Here is a 22669-nt window from a genome sequence, read left to right as displayed (position 1 = left end):
ATGAAGAAGACACTGTCCCTCGTAGCGCTGCTGGCCGCGGGTTCCTCCCAGGCCGCCGGCTTCCAGATCAACACCCAGAGCGCCCGCTCCACGGGCATGGGCAACGCGGCGGCCGCGTGGCTGGACGACTCGTCCGCCATCTACTCGAACGCCGCGAACATCCTGGGTGTGAACAAGCTGGACGTGCAGATTGGCGACACCGGCATCCTCCCCGGCATCAAGTTCACCCCGGTGAACGGAACCGAGCAGGGCCAGAAGACGACGCTGTCGCCTCCTCCGCACCTGTTCGCCGTGTACAAGCCCTTCGACCGCTTCGCGGTCGGCGTGGGCGTGTACACGCCGTTCGGCGCGAACAGCCGCTGGGTGGATGACTTCGTGGGCCGCTTCAAGGCCCAGGAGTCGGCCATGGCCGTCTACAACATCAACCCCACCGCGGCGTACCAGCTCCACGAGCGGTTCCGCGTCGGCGCGGGTCTGAACATCTACCGCGGCACGCTGGAGCTCAAGCGCGCGCTGGGCTTCGTCGAAAGCGAAGGCCAGGTGCACCTGGGCGGCGCGTCGTGGGGCGTGGGCTACAACCTGGGCGTGCAGGCGGTGCTGCTGCCCAAGTGGGTCACCATGGGCCTGCACTACCGCAGCTCCGCGGACCTGACCTTCAAGGGCAACGCGGACTTCCAGAACGTGCCCGCGGAGTTCCAGTCGCGTCTGCCGGACGGTCCGGTGGAAGGTGACGTCACGCTGCCCGCGACGGTGGCGTGGGGTCTGGCCGTCACCCCGTTGGAGAACCTGACGATTGCGTTCGACGCCAACTGGGTGGACTGGTCCTCGTTCCAGGAGCTCGCCATCGAGTTCCCGGAGAACCCGGCCATCAACAACCCGCTGCCCAAGCGCTGGCGCGCCAAGTGGAACTACCACCTGGGTGCCGAGTACGGCGTGACGCCCGCTCTCCAGGTCCGCGCCGGCCTCATCCTGGACCCGGCTCCGGGTCCTGGCGGCACGCTGACCCCGGACCTCCCGGACGCGGACCGCTTCGGCGTCTCCGTGGGCGCGGGTTACCGTTGGAACTCGCTGCGCGCGGACTTCGGCTACCAGTTCGTCAGCCTGGCCGACAACGAGAGCTCCGCGCCGGGCATCTCCGGCACGTACAACGGCTCCGCGCACGTGTTCGGTCTGACGCTCGGCTACTCGATGTAGTCGGCTGACACCTCCGGCCCGCCTCACCGCGAGCCGGAAGTCCCAAACGCCCGGGTCTCCCTCATGGGGGCCCGGGCGTTGTCATTTCCAGGGCACGCACCACGGCCCGGCTCAGACGCGCAAATCCCCGTCGTGCAGCACGCGGCCGGAGGCCAGCACGCGCGCGGAGTTCTGCAGCCGCTCCGTGCCCATGCGCATGAGCAGCCCCTTCATGCCGGGCTGGCTGAGCAGGTGCTTCTCGAAGGCGGCGCGCGGCAGCCGCAGCACCACGCCCTTCACATCCGCGCGCACCGTCGCGGACACCGGCTTGTCCAAGAGCAGGGAGATTTCACCAAACACGTCCCCCTCTCGCAGCTCCGTGAGCGGCATGCGCCGCCCACCCGGCTGCTCCAGCCACGGCGTACACCGGCCCCGCAGCAACACGTAGAAGGCATCCCCCGGCTGACCCTGCGCCAGCAGCACCTCGTCGGGCGCCACCGCGCGCAGCATGAAGTCGTGGGAGAGCGCCGCCTTCTGCTCCGCCGTGAGCCGACTGAGCAGCGGATTGCTGCGCAGCAGGTTGTCCACCAGTCGCCGTCGGTAGAAGTCCTCCAGCACCTCGCCCACGCCCGGGTGACGCACGGCCACCGCCGTCAGGCTCGCGCGCGTCAACTCCAGCAGCACGGCGCGCTCGGTGGCCACCACGCTGGCCAGCCTGGGACCTTCGGACACCAATGCCAGCTCTCCGAAGAAGTCCCCGGGCACCACCGTGCCCACCACGCCGCGCGCACCGTCCTCCAGCGCGCGCACCACCTCCGCGCGGCCCTCCACCAGCGCGAACATGGACGCGCCCGCCGCGCCCTCCTCCACCACCGCCTGGCCCGGGAAGAAGGCGCGCACCTCCAGCACGCCCACCAGCGCCACGAAGTCCTCGCGGCTCAACCGGGAGAACAGCGGCACGGGGCGCTCCGCGACAACCCCCGGACAATGGGCGAAGCGCTCGGCCAGCGCCCGCGCGCACCGCAGCTTCGCGGCGTCGGACGCACCCAGCCGGGACAGGGCGACACACGCGGCCACCGCGCGCAGGGGCTCCTCCACCTTCGCCCACGCCAGCGCCGCCGTCTCGTGGGCCGCCGCGGCGTCGGCCGTCCGGCCCAGCCACTCCAGCAACTCCGCCACCCGCTGGCGCACGTCCGCGTCGTCAGGGGAGGACTTCAAGAGGCCCTGGTATTCCCCCAGCGCCTCCTCCAGCTTCCCCTGGCTCGCGAGCTCCACGGCCCGCGCCTTCCCCACGCCACGCATGTCCGCCATCCCGTCATCCTACCGCCACCCCGGGTCCTAGGCGCTCAGCGCGCGCACCCGCTCCGCCAGGTTGTGGGTGAACAGCCGGTAGATGCGCAGCGCCGCGGCCTCGTGCGTGGCCAGGTAGTGCTGGAAGTCCGCGCGAGTCACCCTCAGCGCCCGGACGGCCGAGCGTGAGCGCACGTGCGCGGACGTGGGACCATCCAGGATGAGGCTGATTTCCCCCAGCCACGCGCCCGGCCCCAGCGTGTTGAGCCGGCGAGCGTCCAGGCCCGGACCACTGGACACGTCCACCGTGCCCTCCAGCAGCACCAGGAGTCCCGTGCCCCGCGCGCCCTTCTCCAGCACCGTGGTGTCCTCGGGGATGGCCACCTGCTGCGCCATGCGGAACAAGTCCTTCAGGTCCTCCAGCGCCAGCTCACCGAAGATGGGGATGGCCTTGAGGTACTCGTACCCGTCGGGCGCGGCGCTCGCCCGCTCCGTGACGGGCGCGGACTCGTGGGACGAGGACGTGCCGTCCCCCAGGCCCAGGTGACGCAAGAGGCGCAGGTGCTCCGCCTGGAGCACCTCGTCCGCGCGCGCGTCCGCGGACTCCTGCCGCGCATCCGCCAGCAGCACCAGGGCGCGCCAGGATTCACCCTGCTCGTCGAGCAGCGCGCACATGCGCAGCACCGCCTCGCGCCGCCGAGGATGCTCGGGCGGCACGCCGCGCAGCGCCTCCAGCTCCGCGTGCGCGTAGCCCAGCGCGTGGTACAGCTCCGCGGCCTCCAGCGGACGCTGCAGTCGGGTGAGGCACTGGGCCATGGACTCGCGCGCGTCGAGCGCGCGGTACAGCTCCAGGGCCCGCTCCAGCGCACCCGCGCTCTCGAAGGCCGCCGCCGCGCGCGCCCGCTCTCCAGCGCGCAGCCACGCCTCGGCCGCCAGCATCAACGCGCCCGCCTGCTCGTGCAGCGCCGCGGCTTGCGCGTCCGCGCCCTGGGCTTCCAGGAGACGGGCCGCGCCCGCGAAGTCCCGGGCGCGCCGCAGCACGTCCACCAGGGCCGAGCGCGCCTGGGCAGGCACGTTCCCGGACTCCTCCAGCACCCGCTCACGTTGCACCGGCGACAGGTCCTCGTAGGCCCGCACCGCCACATCCACCGCTGCCTGCATCAGCGCCTCCCACACCGCACGGCCCGGGCCTCCCACGGGCACACTCCATCCCTTGGCGCCCTCGTCCAGAATGAGGTCGGACACCTTCGCGGCCCCCGCCATGTCGTGCTCCCCCCTGCGACTCAGTCTCCCGCGTCCGTAGCAGACCGGCCGCCAGGAGGCGAGCCCCCCGCACCGACGGCGTGGAAGTGGTGGATGCAGGACTCCGCGCATGTGGCGAAGCGCCACACCCGTCCATCCAAAGCCCGCCGCTATATGTCGGCCATCCAGGCGTTATCGTCCGGGATGGGCCGGCCCCCATACCCCCTGGAGCCCGAATCATGACGACTCGCCACATGCGCCGCTGGAGCCTGTTCGTCACCCTGTGGGTCCTGGGTGTCGGAGGGACGGCGCGAGCGCACGCGGGCCTGCCGGAGACCTCCAACGTCACCCTCCGCCGAGGTCACCCGGAGGATTTCTTCCTGGGCGCGACGTTCGGCGCGGTGATTTCGCGCGACAGCGGGAAGACCTTCAGGTGGATATGCCCGACGGCCATGGGCTACGGCGGATGGAGCCCCAACGCCTACCTGTGGCGCGAGGCGGGCGACATCGTGGCGGCTACCGGCAGCGCGCTCTTGCGCTCGCCCGACGGCGGCTGCGTTTGGAACACCCACCCCTACTTCAAGGAGACCTGGGTGGCGGGGCTGGCCGCGCATCCCACCGACGACCGCATCCTCTACGTCGTCACCTCCCGCCACGGCAGGCCCAACGGCGTCTATCGCTCCTACGACGGAGGTGAGACGTGGGCCCCCTCGCCGCTCATGCGCCTGGGCCTGGTACTCAACGCGGTGCGCGTGTCCCCGGCCAACCCCCAGCGCCTCTACGTGAGCGGCAAGAACGCGGAGAACCAGCTGCTGCTCTTTCGCAGCGATGACGCGGGCGAGACCTGGACCGAGGTGGCCCACCCGCTGCCGGAGCTGATGCTGCCGTATGACCTGCTCGTGGAGACGGCGGACCCCACATCGCCGGACGTGCTGTGGGCGCGCGTGTCCGCCCAGGGCGCCACGTACCTGCTGCGCAGCGACGACGCGGGCCAGACGCTGAACATCGTCTCCACCATCAACGACGTCTTCATCAACATGGAGCTGTCCGCCGACGGGAAGACGGCGTGGGTGGGCACCCTCAACCACTTCTTCCGGGGCCCCTCCACCGGCCCGCTGCAGATGTTGTCGCTGCCCACGGGCAACGCGTGCGTGCTGCGCGACGGGCAGACGCTCTACGGCTGCGGCTCCACCTGGCTGCACGACTGGGCGCTGGCGCGCAGCACCGACGAGGGCGACACCTGGCAGCCCCTGTTCGGCCTCTACGAAATCCAGGGCACGCACCACTGCCCGAAGGGCACTCCCGTGCGAGACTTGTGCCCCAGCCAGTGGCCGCAGCTCGCGGAGCAACTCGGCGCGCCGCTCTACCCGGAAGGGCCCCCCGGGGAGCCCGACGAGGACGCGGGCACTCCCGGGGACGCGGGCACTCCCGAGGATGCCGGCACCCCCGAGGACGCGGGCTCCACTCCCAAACCATTGCCTACCCCCAAGGGCTCGGGCGGATGCGGGGCCATGGGTGGGAACATGGTGCCCGTCCTGCTGTTGCTCTCCACCCTCACCCTGCTGCGCCGTGGTCGGCGGCGCCAGAACTGAACAGGTCCCCTCATGAAGCCCCTTTCGCGAAAGCCGCTCTGGACCTCCTCCCTGGTCGCCCTGCTCTCCCTGACGGCCACGGCCTGTGGCGACGACGGGGAGCCTGAGTCGAAGTGCGGCGAGCCCCTCTACGGCGGTGACGCCACCGACGAGGCGTGGCGCTCGCTCGTCGACGCGAAGGACCAGCCCGCGGACAGCACGGAGGCCGCGCAGCTCGCGCTGCCCACGACGGGCACCACGTATTCGGTCAACGACGCGCCGCCGAAGTGGACGTGGGCCTCGTCCCTGGCCAGCGCGCTGCCCCGCCCCGTGTCCCCCGCGAGCCCCTTCGACACGGCCCGCTCCATGCTCGCGCGCGTCGGCGAGTGGGTGCTGCCCACCGCCCATGCGCACCTGCCGCCCTTCACCGGCGACATCCACTGGGTGCAAGTCACCGTGCCCGGGCGCGAGTGCCCGGTGGAGATGCTCACGTCGAACCTGGAGTGGCAGCTCGACGCCGCGACCTGGGACACGCTCAAGGCGAGCGCGGGACAGGACCTCTCCGTCCAGGTGGTGAGCGCGTACCTGCTCCAGAACCGCATCACCGAGGGCCCCTACCGTCTGGCCCAGCCCGTCACCATCCGCATCCAGGAGGCACCATGAGGCACGCGTGGGTCTGCGCGCTGGGGCTCGCCTTCGCGGCCTGCAGCGACGACTCGAGTCCCTTCGACGGCGTGAAGCCACCCGAAGGCCTCGAGTATGCGCATCCGGAGCCGTGGGTGACGGGCACGGGCGTGCCGCCTCCCGGGCCCGGTGGACGCGTCATCATCACCAACAGCCTGGACGACACGCTGAGCCTGCTGGAGCTGGAGGGCGCGACGACCCCGGGCTGGCGCGAGCTGGCGCGCGTGCCGGTGGGGCTCAACCCGGTGGAGCTGGAAGGGCCGCACCACACCGCAGTGTCGCCGGATGGGAGCCACTACTACGTCGGCATCTCCAACTACGTGCCGGGCGGAGGCTCCGGTCCTCACGGCGCGCACGGCAGCGGCGCGGATGATGGCTACTGCCTGAAGCTGGACGCGCGCGACAACCGGCTGGTGGGCTCGGTGCGCGTGGACCCCAACCCCGGCGACGTCATCGTCAGCAAGGACGGGAACACGCTGTACCAGACGCACTTCGACACGCTGAAAATCGCGGAGGTGGCGCGTCGCGGCGGCATCGAAAAGGAGATGTACGCGCGGCTGGCCATCATCGACGCGAAGACGATGACTCGCAAAGCCATGGTGGACGTGTGCCCCGCGCCGCACGCCATCCGACTGTCCGCCGACGAGCGCACGGCCTACATCGCCTGCTGGTCGGACGAGGTGGCCATCGTCGACCTCTCCGCGCCCACCACGGAGGCCCCTCGCGTGAAGGTGGCCAACAACGCGGGCACCGCCACGGCGCCCCGGCACCAGCCCTACGCGCTGACGATGTCGCCCACCACGGGGGATGTCTTCGTCAGCTCCATGAGCAGCCGCGAGGTGCAGGTGCTCGAGGCGCGTACGCACGCCATGAACGCGGCCCGGACGATTCGCCTCGCGGGCTCGCCGATGTTCGGTGACATCAGCGCGGACGGGGCGACGCTGTACATGCCGTATCAAGGCGTGGAGGCCCTGGCCATCATCGACGCGGCCACGGGCTTCATCCGTCGCGAGGTGGACCTGGCGCCCGCGGGCTGTCTCAACGCACACCAGGCGAAGCTGACCCCGGACGAAAGCCACGCGCTGGTCGTCTGCGAGGGAGACCACGTGCGTCCTGGAACGCTGCACTCGGTGAATCTGGCGCAGGGCACTGTCGTGAACACGGTGCGGGTCGGCATCTTTCCCGACTCGGTGAGCATCCTGCGGGGGCAGCCATGAGCCACACGGCCTGGAAGATGCTGCCCTTCGTGGCGCTCGTCACCCTCGCGTCGGCATGCGGTGACGATGCGAAGCCGGTGAACGCGGCGGAGTACGGAGAGTTGCTGTTCCGCGACGCGCGCTTCTCGGAGAGCCAGTTCAACGACTTCTCCTGCGCGACGTGCCACGCGACGACGCCCACGCCGCTGAACGGGCGGATGGACTCCGGCTACACGCTCTACAACGTGGCCTCGCGCCCCCACTGGTGGGGCGGCTACGAGACGAACCTGCTGGACGCGGTGAACTTTTGCTACGTCAGCTTCATGCGCGGCGTGCAGAAGCTGCCCGAGGACTCTCCGCAGAGCCGCGCGCTGTATGAGTATCTGGTGAGCATCAGCCCGGATGCCCAGGCCCCCGCGCTGCCCTACACGGTGGTGAAGGACATCCAGGAGGTCCCTCGCGGCAGCCTGGAGCGCGGACAGGGGGTGTATCAAGCCGCGTGTCAGGAGTGTCACGGCGCGCTTCACACCGGCGAGGGGCGGCTGACGGAGATGGCCTCCATCCTCCCGGAAGTGACACATGACTACGATGAACTCTTTCCAGGGATTCCTCACTCACTCGTCGTCATCGAGAAGGTGAGACACGGCCAGTTCTTCCACATTGGCGGCAACATGCCCGCGTACAGCCTGGAATCCCTCTCAGACGCGGATATGGGAGCACTGCTCACGTACCTGGGGCTGTAGTGCTGTAGTAAGGAAGCCCGCATGGGTTTCTGGAAGAAGCTTTTCGGTCTGGCGAAGGCGGGCTCGGAGTCATCCGCGAGCCCGCCCGAGACGGTGAGCCCGCGCGAGTACCTGTGGCGCGAGATGGAGGCGGCGCTGAAGGCCGTCCCCACGGTGACGGAAGTGACGCGGCTGCCGGATGACTACGGCCTGCGGTTCTTGAAGAACGGGGAAGCCGTCCAGATGTACCTGGACAACCTCTTCGCGGAGACGCGCGAGGTGTCTCCCGACGAGCGCGCCCAGCAAATCGGCCGCTTCCTGTCGGCCTTCGCCGGGGAGAGCAGGGACAAGCTCTCGTGGAAGGAGGCGCGGAAGAGGCTGCTGCCCGTGGTGCGCTCGGCGACGTTCGGCCTGATGGCGCCACCGGGAGAGTCCCGCCCGCGCCCCATGGTGGGGCGCCGCACCATCCCCTTCCTGCGAGAGCTGCTGGTGTTGGACCTGCCCGACGCCACCATGTACGTGCAGCACGACCACCTGAAGGAGTGGGGCGTCTCCGAGGCGAAGGCCTTCAAGGCGGCCTTCGCCAATCTGGACCGCATCCACGCGTCCGGCGTGGAGCTCCAAGAAGAGAATCCGAGCCCGCTGTGGTCCGTGGACTCCAATGACACCTATGAGGCCTCTCGCCTGCTGCACCCGGGCTTCCTCGCGTCCTTCACCGCCCGCGTGAATGGCCGCCCCATCGCCATCATCCCCACGCGCTCCACGCTCGTCATCGCGGGTGACGGGGACCCGGCCCTGCTCAAGCGACTGTGCACGCTCGCCGAGCGCGAGCACGAAGCCAGCACTCGCGGCATCTCCCCCGCGCTCTACACCGTGGACGACGCCGGGCACGTAGTGCCCTACCGGCTCGCCGGCAACGACGAGTTCGCGCAGTTGGTGCGCCGGGGCCACCTGCGCCTCGCGATGGGCGAGTACGCCACCCAGAAGCAGTTGCTGGAGGCCCAGCACGCGGCGGAAGACGTGGACGTGTTCGTCGCCAGCTTCGGCGTCCTGGTCCGCGAGCAGGACAACCGGCCCATCAGCTGGTCCAGTTGGAGCAAGGACGTGGACACGCTGCTGCCGGTAACGGACGTGGTGGCCATCCAGGCGGGCGAGGAGGACTTCTTCATGGTCGCCTACCTCGACGTGGAGCGGATCGCCTCCAGATACCTCTCGTTCATGCCGGAGCTGTGGCCGCCGCGCTACCGCACCATCGCGTGGCCTTCGAACGCGGTGCTCAACGAGCTGCGCGCCGCCCAGGTGGACCTGGCGGCGTACGCGGACGACTGAGGCCCTTTCGCGCGACGTCAGCCGACCGAACGCCTCCGCGTCCGCCGGAGGCCGTGCTCCCGAGGAGATGATGATGCTCGCCTGCGTGGATGTGGACTACCGCGATGACGTCACCGTGGCCGCGTGCGTCGTGTTTCGCGACTGGGCCGATGCCTCGGAGGCCGCGCACCACGTGGACCGGGGCCCTCCCGCGGCGGCCTATGAGCCCGGCCAGTTCTACCGCCGCGAGCTGCCTCACCTGCTGCGCGTGCTCGCCCTGGTGCCGGAGCCGCTGGAGGCCATCGTCGTCGACGGCTACGTCTGGCTGGGACAGGACAAGCCGGGCCTGGGCGCGCACCTGTACGAGGCACTCGGCCGCGCGGTGCCCGTCATCGGCGTGGCCAAGACGTCCTTCCACTCCAGCGACGTCGCCCTGCCCGTGCTGCGCGGCCAGAGCCAGCGGCCCCTCTTCGTCAGCGCCGTGGGCCTGGGCTCCACCACCGCCGCCGAGCTCGTCCAGCGCATGCACGGCCCCTCCCGGCTGCCCACCCTGCTGGGCCGCGTGGACCGGCTGTGCCGCGAGTCGTGAGCCCGCTTCACCCCTGACACGCGCGTCGCGCTTACGCGCCATCCAGACCGCCTCGCGGGGGCTGCTTCCCTCGGAGGAAGGAGCCCACACCCCTGGTATGCGCCTTGCTCTGGGACTGGACCCCATGCGTCCACCCCGCCTTCAACGACATCACCTCGTCACGGGCCTGCTGCTCGTCCTCGTCGTCTCGGCCTGCCCTCCGGAGCGCCGGGACCTCACCCGCGAGGAAGTCGCCTCCATCACCTTCACGCGGCTGGAGCGCTTCGAGTCGGAGCAGACGTTCGACAACCATGTGAAGCAGCTCGAGGCGATTCGAAACAGCCTGTCGACGGGCGGCGGCCCTGTCGTCGGCTGTGGCGGCACAGGCTCCGACATGGAGCCCCCCACGCAGACGCCCGGGTCGGGGGAGCCCTCCATCACCAACAACCAGGAGGCCGGCGTCGACGAGGGAGACATCGTCAAGGCCGTGGGTGACTGGTTCGTGGTGCTGCGCCGGGGCCGACTCTTCACCGTGCGACAGACGGAGGGTGCGCTGGAGGCGGTGAGTCAGGTGGACGCCCATGCGCCGGGATTCACCTTCGGCACCTGGTATGACGAGATGCTCGTGTATGGCCGTCGCGTCATCGTCGTGGGCTACAGCTCCACGCTGAGCGCCACGGAGATTGGCCTGTTTCGCCTGGATGACGCCGGAGTGCTCACCCACGAGGGCACGCACTTCCTGAACGCCGGCGACTACTACTCCAGCCGCAACTACGCGAGCCGGCTGGTGGGCGGCACTCTCGTCTTCTACATGCCGTACCCCCTGGCGTGGTGGGGCAGCGAACGGATGATGATGCCGTCCGTGCAGAGCTGGATGAGAGACAACGACAGGACGCCCTGGCGACCCATGCTCTCGCGGAGCGACGTCTTCAAGCCCGTGCAGACGACGCTGTGGCCCATTCTGCACATGGTGGTGCGCTGTGACCTGGACGCGCGGGACTTCACCTGCACGGGCAACGCGCTGATGGGGCCGCCGGCGCGGACCTTCTACGTGTCGCGCGACGCGGTGTATCTCTGGGTCAACCCGGGCTACGAGTCGTGGACGGTGGAGGGCGAGACGCGCGACGCGAAGACACCTCGGGACTCCGTGGTGTACCGGCTGCCATTGGACGGAGGCGAGCCCGGAGCCCTGCGCGCGCGCGGCGGCCCGGTGGACCAGTTCTCCTTCCGGCAGAACGAGGATGGACACCTGGATGCGCTGCTCGTGGCCACGGGCAAGGGCGATTCGATGTGGGGCCCGGAGCTGACCCCGGGCGACGGCCGCTTCGCGCTGCTGCGCGCGCCGCTGGACGCGTTCTCCCCGGAGCTGACCAGCCTTCGCCCCGAGGACTTCACCACGCTCCCCGGCCCCCAGGAGGGCACGCTCCAGAATCGCTTCGTGGGCAACCACGTGCTGTGGGGCTCGGGCGAGGCTTACGACGACAGCACCACCGCGGGCGAGCGCGCGGTCTGGGTGACGGACGTGCGCGCGCCCTGGGATGTCCATCGCTTGTCCCTGGGCCACACGGTGACACGCCTGGAGCCGCTGGGCGCGGGCAGCGCGCTGGTGGTGGGTGAGAACACGCTGGGCCTGCGACTCACCACCGTGGCGCTCGGGGAAGGCGGGCCCGAGCTGAGAGGCACGCTGCTGCGCCCCGGCGCCGAGCAGGGCGAGTCGCGCAGCCATGGCTTCTTCTTCAAGCCGGACGGCTCGGGAGGCGGGGTGATGGGGCTCCCGCTGCGGTTCCAGGGTGGGGCCTGGAGTTCGCTGCGCTACGGCTCCGCGGAGGTGTCCTTCGTGCGGGTGGACCCGGAGTTGGAGCTGACGACGCTGGGCTCGCTGGGCGCTTCGGTGGAGATGGGCGACGACGCGTGCACGAAGTCGTGCACGGACTGGTACGGCAACGCGCGCCCCATCTTCTACCGGGAGCGCATCTTCGCGTTGATGGGCTACGAGTTCGTGGAGGCCCACCTCACCGAGCGCGCCGTGGAGGAGTCCTTCCGCGTGAGCTACCTGCAACCGGGCCGCTGAGCCCGGCTGCCTGGGGTGGAGAGAGGCACCGCGCGGGACGACTCGGGCGCGGTGCCCACCGGAGCGTGACTCCGAAGCGCTTCCCCTGAGGCGGGACCTGCGAGACAACGCGGGCCATGCACCGCCGTCACTTCCTGCGATTCTCCGCCCTGGGGGGCAGCACGCTGGCCCTGGGGAGCCTCGGCTTCTGGCGCAACGTGTACGCCGCGCCAGCCACACCGAGCGTCGGCGCGGGCCCCTACGGGCCGCTGGCGGACAGCCCGGATGCCCAGGGGCTTCGGCTGCCGCGCGGCTTCACGTCCCGCGTCATTGCCCGGAGTGGGGACGTGGTGCCGGGCACGGATTACGCGTGGCACATGGCCCCGGATGGGGGCGCCTGCTTCGCCCAGCCGGACGGCGGTTGGATTTATGCGTGCAACAGCGAGACGACACCGGATGGCGGTGTGTCCTCGGTGCGCTTCGACGCGAAGGGCAACGTCACGGGCGCCTGGCGCATCCTCTCCGGCACCCACGTCAACTGCGCGGGAGGCCCCACGCCGTGGGGGACCTGGCTGTCCTGCGAGGAACACCCGAGGGGGCTCGTCTGGGAGTGTGATCCTTCACGACCGGGACAGGGCGTCGCGCGGCCCGCGTTGGGAGCGTTCACGCACGAAGCGGTGGCGGTGGACCCGATTGGCCGGCGGCTGTACCTCACGGAGGACACGCCCACGGGGCGGCTCTACCGCTTCACTTCGGCGAAGTGGCCCTCGCTCGAGGAGGGCACGCTGGAGGCGGCTCGCGTGATGGGAGACCCTCGCACGGGAGTGAAGGTGCAGTGGGTGCCCGTGTCGCCCCAGGCTCCGGCAGCGATGCAGGCGGCGGGGAGGGAGACCACCGCGTTCCCGGGTGGTGAGGGCTGCTGGTACGACGGCGGCGTGGTGTACTTCACCACGAAGCACGACAACCGCGTGTGGGCGCTCACGCCGCTGACGGGGCGGCTGGAGGTGCTTTACGACGCGGCCACGTATCCAAACGCGCCCCTGCGCGGCGTGGACAACGTCACCGTGTCGCGGGCGCGCGAGCTGTTCATCTGCGAGGACGGAGATGACTTGCAGATGTGCCTGCTCACGCCGGACCGGAAGGTGACGCCGTTCCTCCAGGTGATGGGGCACGCGGGTTCGGAGCTGGCGGGCGCGGCGTTCAGCCCGGATGGCAAGCGGCTCTACTTCAGCTCCCAGCGCGGCTCGGACAGGCGCGGGGTGACGTACGAAGTGAAGGGCCCCTTCCGCGCCCGTGGCTAGGGGACCGTGGCAGCAAGCCCCCAAGACGGCTCGTCAGACGTGATCGGACAGCCCTCCTTCAGAGCCCGCGTGTCGGATGGTGACCGGGCGGACGAGCGTTCCTCTGGAAACCGCCCCCTCTGGAGGCATACCTTCCGGTAGCGATGGGAGTTCCCCCCTCACAGCTCGGGCTGTTCGACACGGTGCGGACCGAACGGCCCGCGTCGACGCCCCAGCCCGGCCGCGCGCAGGAGCCAGCCTCCACCGCGCGCTCAGGTCGCGAGGAGCAACGGCGCGCGGCGGCACTTCCCGTTCGCGACGAGCCCGCTCCCGCGCCTCGCTTCGCCGAGGATGTCGAGGCGACCACCGCCCCGCTCTTCTCCGAGCACGACGAGCCCGCCCCCGAGCGCCGCCTGCCCGAGCGTGAAGAAGCGCTGCTCCAGGCCGCGAGCCTCGCGCGCCGCCTGGCCGTGGAGCTGGGTGCACCGGTCCACCTTCGACTCACCGACAACCGCGCCACGCTGGTCAGCTTCCGCCGCGTCGCCCAGGGCCTGCGGCTGCGCGTGCACCACCTCTTCCTCGAAGCCCCCGACGACGTCGTGCGTGCCATCGCCCGCTATGCCATCCGGTCCGACGCGAGCGCCGGTGAGCTGCTGGAAGCCTACGCCCGCGAACGCCAGGGACTCGTGCGCCGCGAGCGTCGGCCCGGCAAGGCCCTGCGCACCCGGGGCCGCTGCTACGACCTGCGCGCCGTGCAGTCACGCCTCAACGCGGACTGGTTCGACGGCCGCGTGCGCGTGGACATCGGCTGGGCGCGACGCCCCTCCAAGGGTCGCCGGCGCACCATCCACCTGGGCGGCTACGACGCACGGCTGCGGGAAATCCGCATCCACCCCGCCCTGGACCGCCCCCACGTCCCCGCCTTCGTCGTGGACTACCTCGTCTTCCATTCGATGCTGCACGCCGACCTCCACGAAGAGGGCGGCTCCAGCCTCGACGCCGAGGGACGCTGCACCCCAGGCCACTCGCCCGCATTCCTCCAGCGAGAAGACACCTTCCCGCTGCGAGACACCGCCCAACGCTGGCTGCAGGACAACCACACCTCCCTGCTGCGCGGCTGAGCGTCGACACGTCTCCACACGCCCGCCGACTCCGTGCGGTTGTCCGCGCTCCGGAAAACGAGCGATGGCGGCGGCGAGGCAGACCCCTGCATGCTCCACGGCCATGCGCTACTTCAGCGTCGACGAAGCCAACCGACTGGTGCCCCTGCTGAGCCGCACCTTCGAGCACATCCGCCCGTGGGTGGAGCGCGTGCAACAGCTCGTGGAGACGCTGGGCACCCCCGAGGGCAAGGCCCTGTCCAATCAGGAGGCGCTGCGCGAGGAGCGCGATGCCCTGCTGGAGAGGGTCCGCACCGAGCTGCACCACTTCCACGAGATGGGCCTGGAAATCAAAGGCGCGCAGGGGCTCGTCGACTTCCGAGCCCACCGTGGTGACGAACCGGTGTACCTGTGCTGGCGCATCGGAGAGGCCGCCGTCTCGCACTGGCATGGCATGTACGACGGCTTCTCAGGGCGACGTCCCATCGACAGTCCGGACGAGTTCGCCCCCACGTACCTCAGTTGAGCCACACTCTCGGCTCAGCCGCCGTTGAAGCTCTTCTGGAGCAACGTCATCTTGTTGCGCGCGGCCAGCAACTGCTGACGCAGGGAGTCCGCCTGCCGCGCGATGTCGTTGAACTCGCTCTGCTCCGCGGCCTGGCTCAACGACTGGGCCTCGTCCGCCACCTCGGACATGCGGTCCTGCAGGGACTGGAACGTCACGGCCAGCGCGGCCTGCTCCTCCGGCGTCTTCGCGTTCTGGCGCTGCGTGGCGAACTCCTGCATCCGCACGTTGAGCTCCGCCGCGCTCTGCCCCAGGCCGCCGTAGCGCACCAGCAGGTCCTTGAAGGTCTCGGTGCGCGCCTGGAGTTCCTGCGCGCGCACGTGCACGGCCTCGGCCTGGGCCTGCTGCCTGTCACGCACCTGGGAGATGGCGCCCACCAGGGCGCTGACCCGGGCCCGCAACTGCTCGTCCATGTCGGCCAGGGCCTTCAAGGTGGCGGAGGCTCGCTCCAGGTGTTTCTCCGCCTGGAGGGGCGCGTCCTGGAGTTGTTGGGCCAGGGCCTCGAATCGCTCCAGTCCCTCGTCCAGGGAGCGGGCGGCCTCGACCAGCTCGGAGTCCTGCGGTTTGTCTCGCTTGCTCATGGGCGAGCGGGAACATGGCACGCGCGAGGGGCACACGGGGCGAGGACTTCACGGCGGATACGTCCAGGGCCCGCCTGCCCCCCTGCCCGGCGGGCCCGGCCGTGGGCACGGGCGGCTCCTTTCCCACGCTCGCCAGACCCACCCATCGTCCCCAACTTCCCGACATCCAGCAGACCTGTCTGTCGTGAGGTTCACACATGCCCAGGGCTCACTCCCTTTCCGTGCTCGTCACAGGCGCCACCGGTCGGCAGGGCGGCGCCGTGGCGCGCTACCTCCTTCACCGGGGACACCGCGTCGTGGCCTATGTCCGCCAATCCGACTCCCCTTCCGCGCGCGCACTGGAGTCCCTGGGTGCCGAGCTGTCCGTGGGCGACTTCGACGACGTGGACACGCTCGCCCGGGCCGCCAGCGGCGTGGATGCGTTCTACGCCATGGCCACGCCCTTCGAATCAGGTGTCGAGGCGGAGATACGCCACGGCATGAACCAGGTGGACGCCGCGCGGCTCGCCGAGGTGAAGCACCTGGTCTACGCGTCGGTGGCGGGAGCGGACCGGCTGACGGGCATCCCCCACTTCGACAGCAAGCACCGGGTGGAGCTGCACGTGCGCCGCAGTGGCCTGCCCTTCACCATCCTGGGGCCCACGTTCTTCATGGAGAACTTCACCAGCCCCATGTTCGAGGAGGGACTGAGGGCGGGAGTGCTCGCCTTCGGGCTGCCCCCCTCACGCGGGTTGCAGATGGTGACGACGGACGACCTGGCCGCCTTCGCGACGCGGGTGATGGAGGACGCGGAGCGCCACGCGGACCAGCGCATCGACGTGGCGTCGGACGAGGTGACGGGCCAGCAGGCGGCGGGCCTCCTGTCGATGGTGAGTGGCCATCGCATCCACTTCGAGCAGCTCCCGCTGGACTTCATCCGCGAGCGCAGCGAGGACCTGGCCGCCATGTACGAGTGGTTGGACCGGGTGGGCTACCACGCGGACATCCTCACGCTGCGCCACAGCTATCCGGACCTGCGCTGGCACACCTTCGAGGACTGGGCGCGGCGTCAGGACTGGAGCGCGCTCACCTCGCCCGCCTGGCCGCACGCCGCCGCCGAGGTCACCCCGCCTGCCGAACAGTGAGGCCCCGCGCCCCCTGGCGATGCGCCGGGGTGGCGCCGCTCACGCGTGCTCGGCGTGCCTTGCCGCTGCCTACCTTCGAACAGAAGGAGGCATCTCATGCGCTCGCTCGTGCCCGTCGCCGCGATGTTGCTGGCGGCAGGCTGTGTCACTGAATCGAATCTGAAACCCTCGATGGAGGCCCAGGTCCTCCAGGGAGACAAGGACACCGCCGTCGCGGAGTCCTCGGGGGTGACCTTGGTGGCGGATGGCGCCGCGTGGAAGGGCAGCCCCTCCAACCTGGAGCGCGCCCTCACGCCCGTCTACGTACGACTGGAGAACCAGAGCGGCAGGACGCTGCGCATCCGCTACGAGGACTTCTCGCTCGTCGGCACGGAGTCGCGCTTCAGCTACTCCGCGCTGCCACCCTTCACCCTGCGACAGCCGGTGGCGTCGTCCTCGTCGGTGGAGGGGACGCTGGAGGGCACGGGAGGCTCGGGGAGCGGCGCGGTATACATCGGCGCGGGGCCCGCATGGCGCACCGGCAGCTGGAGCTACGGACCGCGAGGCGCGTGGGGCAGTCCCTTCTACCCATATTATGGCCCGTACTACCCGGGGCCCTACACGACGTATCAATGCGAGGAGCCCCTGCCCACGCGGGACATGCTCCAGAAGGCCCTGCCCGAGGGCACGCTGGCGGACGGCGGCACCGTGCAGGGCTTCATCTACTTCCAGGTCGTCACCGGCCGGGAGAACGGCGTCATGCTCCAGGCGCGGCCCGTGGACGCGAACAGCGGCGAGTCGTTGGGGACGCTCGACATCCCCTTCCGGGTGGGAAAGAGCTGAGCGCCCCCACGCGCCGTCACCGTGACGGCGCGCGGGCCGCTCGTCAGTGGAGCGTCATCGAGACGCAGCGCGAGGACGCGCGCCGGTGGCCGTTGAGCAGCGAGGCCTCTCCCGTGACGCCCAGCTCGCGGCGGATGTCCGAGCCGCGCATGGGAAGCCCGAAGAGGGGCCCCAGCAACACCAGGTCCAGTGATGCGGCGACCAGGGGCCCCAGGCCCAACAGGGCCACCGCGGCGCCCCGGGCCGTCCCGGTACGCAACCCGCCCAGCACCAGACAGGAGCCCGTCACGATTCGCAGCCAACGCCCCGTTCGCGATGCCATGAAGCCGACGACCATGCGCACCTCCCCAGGGCGAAGATGGACACGCTCCGGCGAGCGACCACGGGCCTGACCTCTCCGCTCGGATGCCATGCGGGCGTCCGGACAAGCGCCCTCTTCAGTGGGTGGCCACCGCGTCCGGCTCGAGCAGCCAGGGCAACGCCGCGGCGGCCTCCCGCGCCAGCCTGCCCCGGGACTCCAGCAGGTGCTCCAGGGCCACGGCCGCGAAGTCTCGAGGCTGCTCGGGTGGGTGCCGCTGCTCCAGCGCATGGACCGCGGAGAGCTGCGCGCAGGAAGACACCAGCGCCATGTGCGTGAAGGCCTGGGGGAAGTTTCCCAGCGCCTCGCCGGTGAGCGGGACGGCCTCCTCCGCGTACAGCCCCACATCGTTGGCCAGTCCCAAGAGCCGCGACAGCAGCACCTCCGCGTCCTCCCGCCGTCCCTCGTGGGCCAGCACATCCACCAACCAGAAGGAGCACAGCAGGAAGGCGCCCTCTCCGCCCGACAGTCCGTCCGGCGCGAGGTAGCGGTACAGCAGGCCACCGGACTCCAGCCGCTCGCGCACTCGCCGCACCGTGCCGCGCACCAGCGGATGCGCCAGGGGAAGGAAGCCCAGGGCCGGCACCAGCAGCGTGGAAGCATCCGCCACGTCCGAGCCCCGCGATTGCGGAAACCAGCCGTCCGCCGCGCACTCCATCAGGTAGCGACGCAAGGCCTCGCGCTCCCGAGCCCAGCGCACCAGCGGCACCGGAAGTCCTCGCTCCCGCGCCAGTCGCAACCCCCTGTCCAGCGCCACCCAGCACAAGAGCTTCGAGTGGATGAAGTGTCGAGGCGCGTCCCGCATCTCCCACAGCCCCTGGTCCGGCAGTCGCCAGCGTCGGCACACCTCCTCCACGAGTCCGGAGAGGAAGGCCCAGTTGCTCGGCGTCACCGGCCCGCCCGCGCGCGCATACAGCCACGTCGCCTCCAGCAATTCTCCAGGCACGTCGAGCTGGAGCTGCTTCACCGCGCCATTGCCGATGCGCACCGGGTGCGAGCCCGCGTGTCCGGACAGGTGGCTCAGCTCCACCTCGGGCATCAGGCGATGGCCCTGGATGCCGTACATGATTTGCACGTCCTCCGCGCGCCCCGCGCTGGTGCGCCGCAGCCAGTACCGGAAGGCATCCGCCTCTTCGCGGTAGCCCAGCACCAGGAGCGAGATGAGCGTCAGCGACGCGTCCCGCAACCAGGTGAAGCGATAGTCCCAGTTGCGCGAGCCCCCGAGCTCCTCGGGCAGCGAAGTGGTGGGCGCGGCCACGAGCGCCCCGGTGGGCGCGTACGTCAGGGCCTTCAGCGTGAGCGCCGAGCGCCGCACCGCCCTCGCGTGCTCGCCCGTGTATTCGCAGCGGCCAATCCACGTCCGCCAGAAGGTGAGCGTGTCCTCCAGGCGGCGACGGAAGTCGTCGAGGGACGGCGCGTCCGTGGGAACCCTCTCGACGAAGGACGGCGTCCACGCGGCTTCAATCCACGCCTCGTCTCCCGCGCGCAGCGTCCAGCGGGCGCGCAGGGCGGACTCATGGGCCATGAGCGGATGCGTGGCGGCAATCCACAGCGCGTCCGCGCCGCCGACGACCTCCGCGGTGCGCCATGACGTCAGCCGCACGCGAGGGACGAAGGCGCCATACTCGAAGCGCGGGGCCACCACCGCGCGCACCCGGACCTCGCCGTCGAGACACCGCACGCGCCGCAACAGCGCGTGACGCGTGCTCACGCTCGTTCCGCCCGACGCCCCGGGCGACACCGGCATGCAGTCCACCACCTCCAGCACGCCACGCGACGTGGTGAAGGTGGTGGCCAGGACGTTGGTGTCCTCCACGTAGGCGCGCGTGGCGGTGAAGGGGCCCTCGGGTGACACGCCGAAGCTGCCGCCCCGCCGCGCGTCCAGGATGCGGCAGAAGACAGCGGGCGCGTCGAAGCGCGGGAAGCAGGCCCAGTCGATGGAGCCGTCCCGTCCCACCAGCGCCGCGGAATGACAGTCACCCAGGAGGGCATAGTCGGCGATGCGTCGCATCCACGCTTCCTTCCCTGAAGGCTCGCTTGTTTCAGTCCTGGAGACAGACCTCCTCACACCGATGGGGACGCGCGGGCGCGGGTGCAACCAGGCTTCAGTCCATTCCCGGACTCACCGCATCGGTCGCCTGCCTCCCGTGAAACATCCCTGTCGACTGAAACATCACCCGCACGCCCGGGCGCCGAGTCGCGGGGGTAGCCGTCTCCCGCAAAGCCTCCGAGGGGCCGTCTCACCGTGCGGGCGTTGCACCCGGCGAGGTCCCTCTCCAGCTTGGCCACGAGGGGCTTCTCCCACGCCCCCAGGGAGCTCCCATGTTCAGCCGAGCCGAGATTCAGAAGGGAATGAAGGTCCGCGGCAATGATGGCCACACCATTGGCCGCATCATCGACATCACGGAGAAGGAGCTCATCGTGGAGAAGGGCCTGCTGCGCCGCCATGACTTCGCGGTGTCCTTCGACGATGTGACAGAGGTCCTCCACGGAGAAGTGGTGCTGCGCCATGGACGCGACAGCCTCTTCTCCGCCCCCCGAGAGGTGCCCCCCGTCGAGCACTGAGCGCTAGTCCGCGCGCGCGGCCCCGGGAGCGGCGGTCGTCAGCGGAGCATCATTCCACCCCGCGCGGGCGTCGTCCTCGCGAGCGGCGCGCTTGCCTGCCTCCACGTCCACGCGCCACAGCACCGCCGCGCCCGCGCCGAAGAAGCCGAGCAGCGACAGCACCGCCAGGCGACTGGAGCCCGTCAGCTCCACCGTGGCCGCGAACACCAGCGGGCCCGCCACCGCCGTCACCTTCTCGAAGACGCTGAACAGGCCGAACATCTCCGCGGCGCGGTGACGCGGAATCATCTGCGCGAACAGCGAGCGGCTCAGCGCCTGGCTCCCGCCCTGCACCATGCCCACCAGCAGCGCCAGCGCGAAGAAGTGCACGGGCGAGCTCATGAAGTAGCCCAGGAACGTCACCACCACGTACACCGCCAGCGCGAACATCAGCGCCGGCTTCGAGCCTACCCGCGACGCCGCCTTGCCGAACAACACCGCGCAGGGCACGCCCACCGCCTGCGTCATCAGGAGCGCTCCCATCAACGCGCCCTGGCCAATGCCCAGCTCCGTCCCATACAGCGTGGACAGCCGGATGATGGTGCCAATGCCATCGCTGTAGAGCAGATAGGCCACCAGCAGCAGCAGGGCCTGCCGGTATTGCCGCAGCGCCCGCAGCGTCTCCGCGAGCTGCGAGAAGACGCCGGTGAGCGACAGCCGGGGCAGGGGCGCGCCGCTCGGGGGCCGAGGCTCGGGGACGCGCAGGAACAGCGGCACCGAGAACGCGCCCCACCACAGCGCCACCGTCACGAAGGACACGCGCGAGGCCGCCGCCGCGTCCGGCAGCCCGAACCAGCCGGGCTTCACCAGCAACACGAGCTGCGCGGCCAACAGCAGCCCGCCTCCCAGATAGCCCAGCGCGTAGCCCGCGGTGGACACCCGGTCCAGCTCCTCGTCCCTGGCGATGTGGCGCAGCAACGCGTCGGAGAAGACGATGCTGCCCGTCACCCCCACGTTGCCCAGACCGAAGCACACCAGCGCCCAGGCCCAGTCACCGGGCCCCACGCCGGCCAACCCCACCGTGGCCAGCAACCCCAAGGCGAGGAAGCCACCCAGGAGCGCCTTGAGTCGGCCCGCCCTGTCGCTCAGCGCGCCGAGGACGGGCGACAACACCGCCACCGTGCCCAGCGCCACGGCGGTGACGGCGGCGAAGCGGCCCGTGGCCACCTCACGCTCCAGCCCCTTCGACGCGACGGAGGCGTAGTAGATGGGAAACACCACCGCGATGACGGTGGTGACGTAGGCGGAGTTCGCCCAGTCGTACATCGCCCACGCGCGCAGCTCCGGCCGCGTGAGCCCCAACCGCGACATGAGCGAGTCCCAGACCCTCATGCGCTGAAGTCCAGGCCCTGGATGGCGTCATCACCCCGCGCGGCTTGATACACGTGCCACGCGGCCGCCAGGTCCTGGAAGGGCAGCCCCACCGCGCCGAACACCGTCACCTCCGCTGGAGACGTCCTGCCGGGTTTCAGCCCGGCAATCACCTCGCCCAGCTCCGCGTGGATGGCGTCCTCGCCCAGCCCCACGTTGCCCACGGCTCCACTGGTGACGGACAGGCCCCGGTGGTCGCAGATGAAGCGCGCCTGTCGCAGCAGCTCCGCGGAGACCTCCGCCTTGCCCGGCTCGTCCGCGCCCAGCGTGGTGACGTGCGTGCCCGGTCGCACCATGCCGGGGTGGAGGAAGGGCTGCCGGCTCCACGTCGCGGCGATGACGATGTCCGCGTCCGCCACCGCGTCCGCCACGGAGTCCTCGGGCCGCACCGGCAGGTTCAGCTCCTTGTACATTCGCGTGGCGAAGGCGAAGGAGCGCGTGGGGTCCGTGTCGTAGACCCGCACGTGGGACAGCGAGCGCACCAGGCGCAGCGACTTGAGTTGCATCACCGCCTGCGCGCCCGCGCCGATGATGGCCACCCGGCTCGCGTCCGGCCGCGCCAGCACGTCCGCCGCCAGCGCGCCCATCACCCCCGTGCGCACCGCCGTCAGGTGGCCGGAGTCCATCACCGCGAGCAGCTCGCCGGTGGCCAGGTCATTCAGGTGCAGCACGCCCTGGATGGCCGGCGTGCTCGAAGGGAACTTCGCGTGCACCTTCACCGTGTACGCGGGGATGCCGGGCAGACAGCCGGGGAGGAGCGCCATCACGGTGCCTTCGGCGTGCAGCGACGCGCGCACGCGCTGGGGAGCCACGGTGCGTGCCAGGGCGTCGGTGCGGAAGGACTCTCGCAAATCCTCCAGCAGGGTGAGCGCCTGGAGATTGCGAGACACATCGGAGCGGGTCAGCAGGAGGGTGCGCATCTGCCACTCACCCTAACCGAGCGCGTGCACTCCGACAGCCCCCGACGTCGTCCTTCGGGGTCAACCGATTGCCGGTGGACGGACGAAGACCTCGTCCAGAGGGGAGCGACGGACGACTCCGGCGGGCGCCACGCGGGCTC

21 protein-coding genes are annotated in these 22669 nt (G+C 70.5%); 14 read left to right on the top strand and 7 right to left on the bottom strand.

Translation table 11 applies throughout. The annotated features are described in order from the left end of the window. Positions 1–1194, top strand: coding sequence for an OmpP1/FadL family transporter (locus tag HUA75_RS12705; RefSeq protein WP_141640425.1), 1194 nt, complete (start codon positions 1–3; stop codon positions 1192–1194). Positions 1195–1305: 111 nt separating this feature from the next. Here the strand turns inward: HUA75_RS12705 and HUA75_RS12700 are convergent, their stop codons facing one another. After that, positions 1306–2484: a cyclic nucleotide-binding domain-containing protein gene (locus HUA75_RS12700; RefSeq protein ID WP_141640424.1), complete on the bottom strand. Its 1179-nt coding sequence runs from the start codon at positions 2482–2484 to the stop codon at positions 1306–1308. A gap of 27 nt (positions 2485–2511) precedes the next feature. Then, entirely contained in the window at positions 2512–3726 is a 1215-nt protein-coding gene (locus tag HUA75_RS12695) for a cyclic nucleotide-binding domain-containing protein (protein WP_141640423.1), read from the bottom strand. Between the two features lie 218 nt (positions 3727–3944). Between HUA75_RS12695 and HUA75_RS12690 the strand changes: the two genes are divergently transcribed. The 10 genes from HUA75_RS12690 (at position 3945) to HUA75_RS12645 (ending at position 14710) form a co-directional block, all read left to right on the top strand. Beyond that, positions 3945–5297 (top strand): sialidase family protein, encoded by a 1353-nt coding sequence (locus HUA75_RS12690; RefSeq protein ID WP_141640422.1) that lies wholly within the window; start codon positions 3945–3947, stop codon positions 5295–5297. Positions 5298–5309: 12 nt separating this feature from the next. Further along, the gene (locus tag HUA75_RS12685) at positions 5310–5939 is read left to right on the top strand and encodes a hypothetical protein (RefSeq protein ID WP_141640421.1); all 630 of its coding nucleotides are present in this window, start codon (positions 5310–5312) and stop codon (positions 5937–5939) included. After that, positions 5936–7177: a YncE family protein gene (locus HUA75_RS12680; protein WP_141640420.1), complete on the top strand. Its 1242-nt coding sequence runs from the start codon at positions 5936–5938 to the stop codon at positions 7175–7177. Before HUA75_RS12685 ends, HUA75_RS12680 begins: the two co-directional genes overlap by 4 nt. Further along, positions 7174–7899, top strand: coding sequence for a c-type cytochrome (locus HUA75_RS12675; RefSeq protein ID WP_254627553.1), 726 nt, complete (start codon positions 7174–7176; stop codon positions 7897–7899). Before HUA75_RS12680 ends, HUA75_RS12675 begins: the two co-directional genes overlap by 4 nt. Positions 7900–7920: 21 nt before the next feature. Next, positions 7921–9207, top strand: coding sequence for a DUF1444 family protein (locus tag HUA75_RS12670; RefSeq protein WP_174486562.1), 1287 nt, complete (start codon positions 7921–7923; stop codon positions 9205–9207). A gap of 70 nt (positions 9208–9277) precedes the next feature. Beyond that, positions 9278–9775 (top strand): endonuclease V, encoded by a 498-nt coding sequence (locus tag HUA75_RS12665; RefSeq protein WP_254627552.1) that lies wholly within the window; start codon positions 9278–9280, stop codon positions 9773–9775. 124 nt (positions 9776–9899) lie between these two features. Continuing rightward, the gene (locus HUA75_RS12660; protein ID WP_174486561.1) at positions 9900–11825 is read left to right on the top strand and encodes a beta-propeller domain-containing protein; all 1926 of its coding nucleotides are present in this window, start codon (positions 9900–9902) and stop codon (positions 11823–11825) included. Positions 11826–11941: 116 nt separating this feature from the next. After that, complete coding sequence (locus HUA75_RS12655; RefSeq protein ID WP_174486560.1) at positions 11942–13105, top strand: alkaline phosphatase PhoX; 1164 nt, start codon at positions 11942–11944, stop codon at positions 13103–13105. Positions 13106–13248: 143 nt separating this feature from the next. After that, positions 13249–14205, top strand: coding sequence for a hypothetical protein (locus HUA75_RS12650; RefSeq protein WP_174486559.1), 957 nt, complete (start codon positions 13249–13251; stop codon positions 14203–14205). A 103-nt stretch (positions 14206–14308) separates the two neighbouring features. Continuing rightward, positions 14309–14710, top strand: a complete 402-nt coding sequence (locus HUA75_RS12645; protein ID WP_174486558.1) for a DUF2203 domain-containing protein — start codon at positions 14309–14311, stop codon at positions 14708–14710. A gap of 14 nt (positions 14711–14724) precedes the next feature. Here HUA75_RS12645 and HUA75_RS12640 read toward each other — a convergent pair whose 3' ends face one another. Next, positions 14725–15330 (bottom strand): hypothetical protein, encoded by a 606-nt coding sequence (locus HUA75_RS12640; protein ID WP_141640413.1) that lies wholly within the window; start codon positions 15328–15330, stop codon positions 14725–14727. 197 nt (positions 15331–15527) lie between these two features. On the opposite strand from HUA75_RS12640, the gene HUA75_RS12635 reads away from it, so the two are divergent. Next, on the top strand, positions 15528–16454 hold the full coding sequence (locus HUA75_RS12635; RefSeq protein ID WP_174486557.1) for an NmrA/HSCARG family protein: 927 nt from the start codon (positions 15528–15530) through the stop codon (positions 16452–16454). A gap of 96 nt (positions 16455–16550) precedes the next feature. After that, positions 16551–17276, top strand: coding sequence for a hypothetical protein (locus HUA75_RS12630; protein ID WP_141640411.1), 726 nt, complete (start codon positions 16551–16553; stop codon positions 17274–17276). A gap of 43 nt (positions 17277–17319) precedes the next feature. Here the strand turns inward: HUA75_RS12630 and HUA75_RS12625 are convergent, their stop codons facing one another. Continuing rightward, the gene (locus tag HUA75_RS12625; RefSeq protein WP_174453839.1) at positions 17320–17613 is read right to left on the bottom strand and encodes a hypothetical protein; all 294 of its coding nucleotides are present in this window, start codon (positions 17611–17613) and stop codon (positions 17320–17322) included. A 100-nt stretch (positions 17614–17713) separates the two neighbouring features. After that, on the bottom strand, positions 17714–19645 hold the full coding sequence (locus tag HUA75_RS12620; RefSeq protein ID WP_174486556.1) for a glycoside hydrolase family 15 protein: 1932 nt from the start codon (positions 19643–19645) through the stop codon (positions 17714–17716). Between the two features lie 311 nt (positions 19646–19956). On the opposite strand from HUA75_RS12620, the gene HUA75_RS12615 reads away from it, so the two are divergent. Next, positions 19957–20199 carry a hypothetical protein gene (locus HUA75_RS12615; RefSeq protein WP_141640408.1) on the top strand — a complete coding sequence of 81 codons (243 nt, stop codon included), beginning with the start codon at positions 19957–19959 and terminating at the stop codon, positions 20197–20199. Positions 20200–20202: 3 nt separating this feature from the next. Here HUA75_RS12615 and HUA75_RS12610 read toward each other — a convergent pair whose 3' ends face one another. Continuing rightward, complete coding sequence (locus HUA75_RS12610; RefSeq protein ID WP_141640407.1) at positions 20203–21570, bottom strand: MFS transporter; 1368 nt, start codon at positions 21568–21570, stop codon at positions 20203–20205. Next, positions 21567–22529 (bottom strand): ornithine cyclodeaminase family protein, encoded by a 963-nt coding sequence (locus HUA75_RS12605; protein WP_174486555.1) that lies wholly within the window; start codon positions 22527–22529, stop codon positions 21567–21569. Before HUA75_RS12605 ends, HUA75_RS12610 begins: the two co-directional genes overlap by 4 nt. Positions 22530–22669: the final 140 nt, after the last annotated feature.

It is taken from the genome of Myxococcus sp. CA040A, from assembly GCF_013336725.1.
Lineage (GTDB): Bacteria > Myxococcota > Myxococcia > Myxococcales > Myxococcaceae > Myxococcus > Myxococcus llanfairpwllgwyngyllgogerychwyrndrobwllllantysiliogogogochensis.
The sequence above is the reverse complement of the archived record's forward strand: the minus strand, read 5'-3'. Positions and strand labels throughout refer to the sequence as shown.

Excerpts from the sequence above, each read along its gene's own strand:
- HUA75_RS12605 (WP_174486555.1), bottom strand. The coding sequence starts at position 22,529 with ATGCGCACCCTCCTGCTGACCCGCTCCGATGTGTCTCGCAATCTCCAG.
- HUA75_RS12635 (WP_174486557.1), top strand. The coding sequence starts at position 15,528 with ATGCCCAGGGCTCACTCCCTTTCCGTGCTCGTCACAGGCGCCACCGGT.
- HUA75_RS12625 (WP_174453839.1), bottom strand. The coding sequence starts at position 17,613 with ATGGTCGTCGGCTTCATGGCATCGCGAACGGGGCGTTGGCTGCGAATC.
- HUA75_RS12620 (WP_174486556.1), bottom strand. The coding sequence starts at position 19,645 with ATGCGACGCATCGCCGACTATGCCCTCCTGGGTGACTGTCATTCCGCG.
- HUA75_RS12665 (WP_254627552.1), top strand. The coding sequence starts at position 9,278 with ATGATGCTCGCCTGCGTGGATGTGGACTACCGCGATGACGTCACCGTG.
- HUA75_RS12700 (WP_141640424.1), bottom strand. The coding sequence starts at position 2,484 with ATGGCGGACATGCGTGGCGTGGGGAAGGCGCGGGCCGTGGAGCTCGCG.
- HUA75_RS12690 (WP_141640422.1), top strand. The coding sequence starts at position 3,945 with ATGACGACTCGCCACATGCGCCGCTGGAGCCTGTTCGTCACCCTGTGG.
- HUA75_RS12695 (WP_141640423.1), bottom strand. The coding sequence starts at position 3,726 with ATGGCGGGGGCCGCGAAGGTGTCCGACCTCATTCTGGACGAGGGCGCC.
- HUA75_RS12630 (WP_141640411.1), top strand. The coding sequence starts at position 16,551 with ATGCGCTCGCTCGTGCCCGTCGCCGCGATGTTGCTGGCGGCAGGCTGT.
- HUA75_RS12655 (WP_174486560.1), top strand. The coding sequence starts at position 11,942 with ATGCACCGCCGTCACTTCCTGCGATTCTCCGCCCTGGGGGGCAGCACG.
- HUA75_RS12660 (WP_174486561.1), top strand. The coding sequence starts at position 9,900 with ATGCGTCCACCCCGCCTTCAACGACATCACCTCGTCACGGGCCTGCTG.
- HUA75_RS12705 (WP_141640425.1), top strand. The coding sequence starts at position 1 with ATGAAGAAGACACTGTCCCTCGTAGCGCTGCTGGCCGCGGGTTCCTCC.
- HUA75_RS12680 (WP_141640420.1), top strand. The coding sequence starts at position 5,936 with ATGAGGCACGCGTGGGTCTGCGCGCTGGGGCTCGCCTTCGCGGCCTGC.
- HUA75_RS12615 (WP_141640408.1), top strand. The coding sequence starts at position 19,957 with ATGTTCAGCCGAGCCGAGATTCAGAAGGGAATGAAGGTCCGCGGCAAT.
- HUA75_RS12670 (WP_174486562.1), top strand. The coding sequence starts at position 7,921 with ATGGGTTTCTGGAAGAAGCTTTTCGGTCTGGCGAAGGCGGGCTCGGAG.
- HUA75_RS12610 (WP_141640407.1), bottom strand. The coding sequence starts at position 21,570 with ATGAGGGTCTGGGACTCGCTCATGTCGCGGTTGGGGCTCACGCGGCCG.
- HUA75_RS12645 (WP_174486558.1), top strand. The coding sequence starts at position 14,309 with ATGCGCTACTTCAGCGTCGACGAAGCCAACCGACTGGTGCCCCTGCTG.
- HUA75_RS12685 (WP_141640421.1), top strand. The coding sequence starts at position 5,310 with ATGAAGCCCCTTTCGCGAAAGCCGCTCTGGACCTCCTCCCTGGTCGCC.
- HUA75_RS12675 (WP_254627553.1), top strand. The coding sequence starts at position 7,174 with ATGAGCCACACGGCCTGGAAGATGCTGCCCTTCGTGGCGCTCGTCACC.
- HUA75_RS12640 (WP_141640413.1), bottom strand. The coding sequence starts at position 15,330 with ATGAGCAAGCGAGACAAACCGCAGGACTCCGAGCTGGTCGAGGCCGCC.
- HUA75_RS12650 (WP_174486559.1), top strand. The coding sequence starts at position 13,249 with ATGGGAGTTCCCCCCTCACAGCTCGGGCTGTTCGACACGGTGCGGACC.